Origin of the sequence: uncultured Clostridium sp., assembly GCF_900547735.1 — a bacterium.
GTDB lineage: Bacteria > Bacillota > Clostridia > Lachnospirales > Lachnospiraceae > Otoolea.
In genome coordinates, this window is record NZ_URHZ01000146.1 from 1 (window position 1) to 3806 (window position 3806).

The window sequence follows — 3806 nt, forward strand, 5'->3', positions numbered from 1 at the left end:
CGGGAGCGTGTCCCCGCAGGAATTTTTTTCTCCGGATTCCCCCTCACCACAACCACCCATCGGGACTGAAGACTCATACACAACCTCCCCCTCCCCCGTCCGCCATCATACAAAGGCGTCCCGCATCTCAATTCTCCTCCCCCTCTTGCCTGATCCCCGATTCTATGGTATGCTGAGTACGCTTTAACTGAATTTGCAATGATTGGCAAAGCGGAAGCTTTTTAATAGGGAAGCGGGGTGAGAATCCCCCACAGCTGCCTCTACTGTAATTGATGACGAAGGATCATAAACAGCCACTGTTAGAACGGGAAGGCGATCCGGAGGACGAATCATAAGCCAGGAGACCTGCCAGTCGCATTGCAGAGGAAATTTTCCGGGACAGGGAAAATCACCTTTCAGCCTGATAATCAAATTGGGTTTGTAAGTATGCTCTGTTTTGCAATTCAGGGCGCTACAATATTTTACAGACAGGTTGAAAGGAGATTTACCGAAGATGAGAAAGAACAGAAAACTATTTGCAGGGATTGCCGCCGTATTGATGCTCTCCCTGGCCGGCTGTGCCGCAAAGACAGACGAGGCGAAAACAACAGCGGCCGTGGAAAGCACTGCTGCTGAAACAGGCGCAGAAAGCCAGGAGGCAGATGTCAAAGACGCCGAGGCGGGAACGACCGTCTTTGTGGATGACATCGGCCGTGAGGTGGAGCTGACCCTTCCGATTACAAGGGCCTGCGTTGCAAACCGCTATAACAATGAATTAATCCGTGCCGTAGGAGCCGGGGACAGCGTTGTCGGAGTGGATATCTACACCTCCCAGGACGAGGTCTACTGGCCCCGGTTCGGAGAAAACGAAACTTTTGGCAAAGATGAGTACGACTATGAAAAGATCGTAGCTCTCGATCCTCAGGTGCTCGTCGTTCCCAAAAACGGCGTAGTGGAGGAATCTATTGAGAAACTGGAACCGTTCGGTATCAAGGTAGTGGTTATCACCGGATGGGACAACTCCGATGTACCGAAGCAGATCAGGCTGTGCGGCCAGTTATTCGGCAAGGAAGATCAGGCGGAAGAACTGGTTGATTTCTATCAGAAACCGGTTGATTATATGAAAGAACAGTTAAAACAGGTGAAAGAACCTAAGACTGTTTACTGGGAGTACGGCGGTGACTATACCACCTGCATTCCCGGAACCTCCAACGACGGCTGGCATAATATGATTCTCATGGCCGGCGGTAAAAATATTTTCGGCGACGCCTCCCTGGCCGGCAAGGATATCGATCCGGAGCAGGTTCTGATGGCGGATCCCGATCTGATTGTCAAAGTCTATGCAGGGGAAGTAGTCGGAAACAGCGGCGTATTCACCGCGCCTCCACAGGAAGAATTTGCCGCCAAGGCGGAATCCATGATGGAGCGCGAAGGTTTCCGGGAATTAACGGCTGTTAAAGAGGGCAATTTCTATCTCAACACCGCTTTTATGAGCGGAGGACTGGGAAAGATGATTGGAGCCGCCTATATGTCCAAATGGCTCTATCCCGATTTAATGACGGATCTGGATCCGGACGCCATCTTTGAACAGTGGATGAAATACCAGGGCTTTGAGCCAAATGCCCAGCACTACTACCACGTTCCCGCACAAAAATAAATCCAGCCGGTATCCGTGCCGCGGCTTTCAAACCAGGCCGCACCGGATACCGTCCGGCAGTCCGCCCGCATTCCGTTTTTATCCGGCATGCGGGCTGATTTTAAATTAAGGAGATTATTTTTATGTCTTTCGATACGCTGACCAGCGAATATAAACATCTGATCCGCCGCAAAATCCTGTGGATCCTTCTGGCTGCCGCCGCTCTCTGCGTGCTGGCCGCCGCTGCCGTCTGCCTCGGTGTGGCGGACCTCACTCCGGCCCGTCTGGCTGTCACCTGGCTGCCGTTTACGGAACGTTTCATGACCGTCCAGCCGCTCAGCCCCAAGGAACAGAACGTCCTTCTCCTGCTGCGGCTGCCCCGCGTCGCCGCCGCCGTCACTGCGGGCGCAGGCCTCGGCATAGCCGGAACGGGAATGCAGGCAATCACGGGCAACCAGATGGCCAGCCCATTTACCACCGGACTCTCCGGAGCCGCCGCCCTGGGCGCAGCCGCGGTGATTGTCTTTGGCGGATTTCCCGTCCATTTCCAGAAAACCGCCACGGTTTTGGCCGCCTTTTTCATGGCGCTGCTCTGTGCCGCTTTTGTCTATGGACTTTCCAGCCTGAAGGGGCTCGGTTCGGAAACCCTGGTGCTGACGGGCATCGCCCTCAACTATTTTTTCAATGCGCTCAACTCGACGATGCAGTTTATCGCCAACGAACAGCAGCTTCCAGCCATTATACAATGGACCTTCGGCAGCCTCACCGCCGTCGGATGGAAGGATATTGCAGTTATGGCGCTCTTTCTGCTGATTACGCTGCCTGTATTCCAAAGCCAGGCCTGGGCGTTTAACATGATCGCCGCCGGCTCGGACGAGAGCGCCGCCGCCCTTGGAATCCATGTAAAACGAACCAGGATCCTGACGGGAGGCTGTATCACGCTGCTGACCGCGGCCATTGTCAGCTTCACCGGCATTATTGGATTCGTCGGCCTCGTGGCTCCCCATATATCCAGGATGATAATCGGCGGCGATCACAGGCTTTTGCTTCCTCTCTCCGCCATCACGGGAGCGGCCCTCGTTCTGGCGGCGGATACCATCGGGCGGTGCGCATTTTCCCCTACCATGATCCCGGTGGGAATCGTCGTATCCTATGTAGGAGTTCCGCTGTTCTTATATCTGATTTTCCGGGGGAGGAAGAGGCTGTGAATGATTTGATAAACGGTTTGGAGGTCCGGGGACTGAACTTTTCTTACGGACACAGGGAAGTTTTAAAAAATGTATCGTTCCGCGTCGAGCCGGGAACCTTCTGCGCATTCCTCGGCGGCAACGGCGCAGGAAAGTCAACGCTGCTGCGCTGCATCAACGGTCTTCTTAAGGCAGATCCCGAATGCGTGCGGTGGAATGAAACGAAAACAGGGAAGCTGACCGTCCGGGAGAGAGCCGGTATTTTCGGCTATGTGCCGCAGAATACCCAGACGGGATATGCACTGAATGTAATGGAAATCGTACTGTCCGGCCGCCTTCCCCACATGGGAATGAAAGCAGGGAAACATGATCTGGAAAAAGTGTCGGAGGTGATGGAGGAATTCCATCTGAAAGACTATGCGTTCCGGCCGTTTAACCAGCTCAGCGGCGGAGAGCGCCAGCGGGTGCTGATCGCAAGGGCCATCGCCCAGGAACCTCAGGTGCTGCTTTTAGACGAACCCACCAGCAGTCTCGATTTAAAATACCAGTATGAGGTCATGGACCTGCTGCACCACATCAGCCGGAACGGCATCACCGTTGCGGCCGTCATCCATGATCTGAATCTGGCTTTAGACTACGCGGACCGCACCGTCCTGCTCTCCGGAGGAACGGTCGTCGCCCAGGGAATTCCGGAGGAAGTTCTGACACCGGATCAGATAAGAGAAGCCTACGGAGTTGATACGGAACTCGTGCGGATAGGCAGACGGTCCGTAATTGTAAGGGCATGACTTGATGAAATTCGCATGAATACAGGGTTTCCCGCAATATAAACAGATGAACAAGACCGTGAAATGGTGCCCGATTGGTGCCCAAATAAAATAACAGCCTGCGAGAAATTTTGAAACAATACATCTACATTTGACAGAACCATGAGGATTTAGTTGAGATTCGAGGACGCCTCTGTAAGACGGCGGACGGGGTGGTGGGAGGGTGTATATGAGTCT

General features: G+C 53.8%; 3 protein-coding genes and 1 riboswitch. All 3 genes read left to right on the forward strand.

From position 1 onward, the window contains the following. Window positions 1–186: 186 nt before the first annotated feature. Window positions 187–368, forward strand: a riboswitch (cobalamin riboswitch). 125 nt (window positions 369–493) lie between these two features. The 3 genes from QZT18_RS23355 to QZT18_RS23365 all read left to right on the forward strand — a co-directional run bounded on the left by QZT18_RS23355 (window position 494) and on the right by QZT18_RS23365 (window position 3590). Further along, the gene (locus QZT18_RS23355; protein ID WP_294152130.1) at window positions 494–1636 is read left to right on the forward strand and encodes an ABC transporter substrate-binding protein; all 1143 of its coding nucleotides are present in this window, start codon (window positions 494–496) and stop codon (window positions 1634–1636) included. Between the two features lie 122 nt (window positions 1637–1758). Continuing rightward, the gene (locus QZT18_RS23360) at window positions 1759–2823 is read left to right on the forward strand and encodes an iron ABC transporter permease (protein WP_294152132.1); all 1065 of its coding nucleotides are present in this window, start codon (window positions 1759–1761) and stop codon (window positions 2821–2823) included. Continuing rightward, entirely contained in the window at window positions 2820–3590 is a 771-nt protein-coding gene (locus tag QZT18_RS23365) for an ABC transporter ATP-binding protein (protein ID WP_294152134.1), read from the forward strand. Before QZT18_RS23360 ends, QZT18_RS23365 begins: the two co-directional genes overlap by 4 nt. Window positions 3591–3806: the final 216 nt, after the last annotated feature.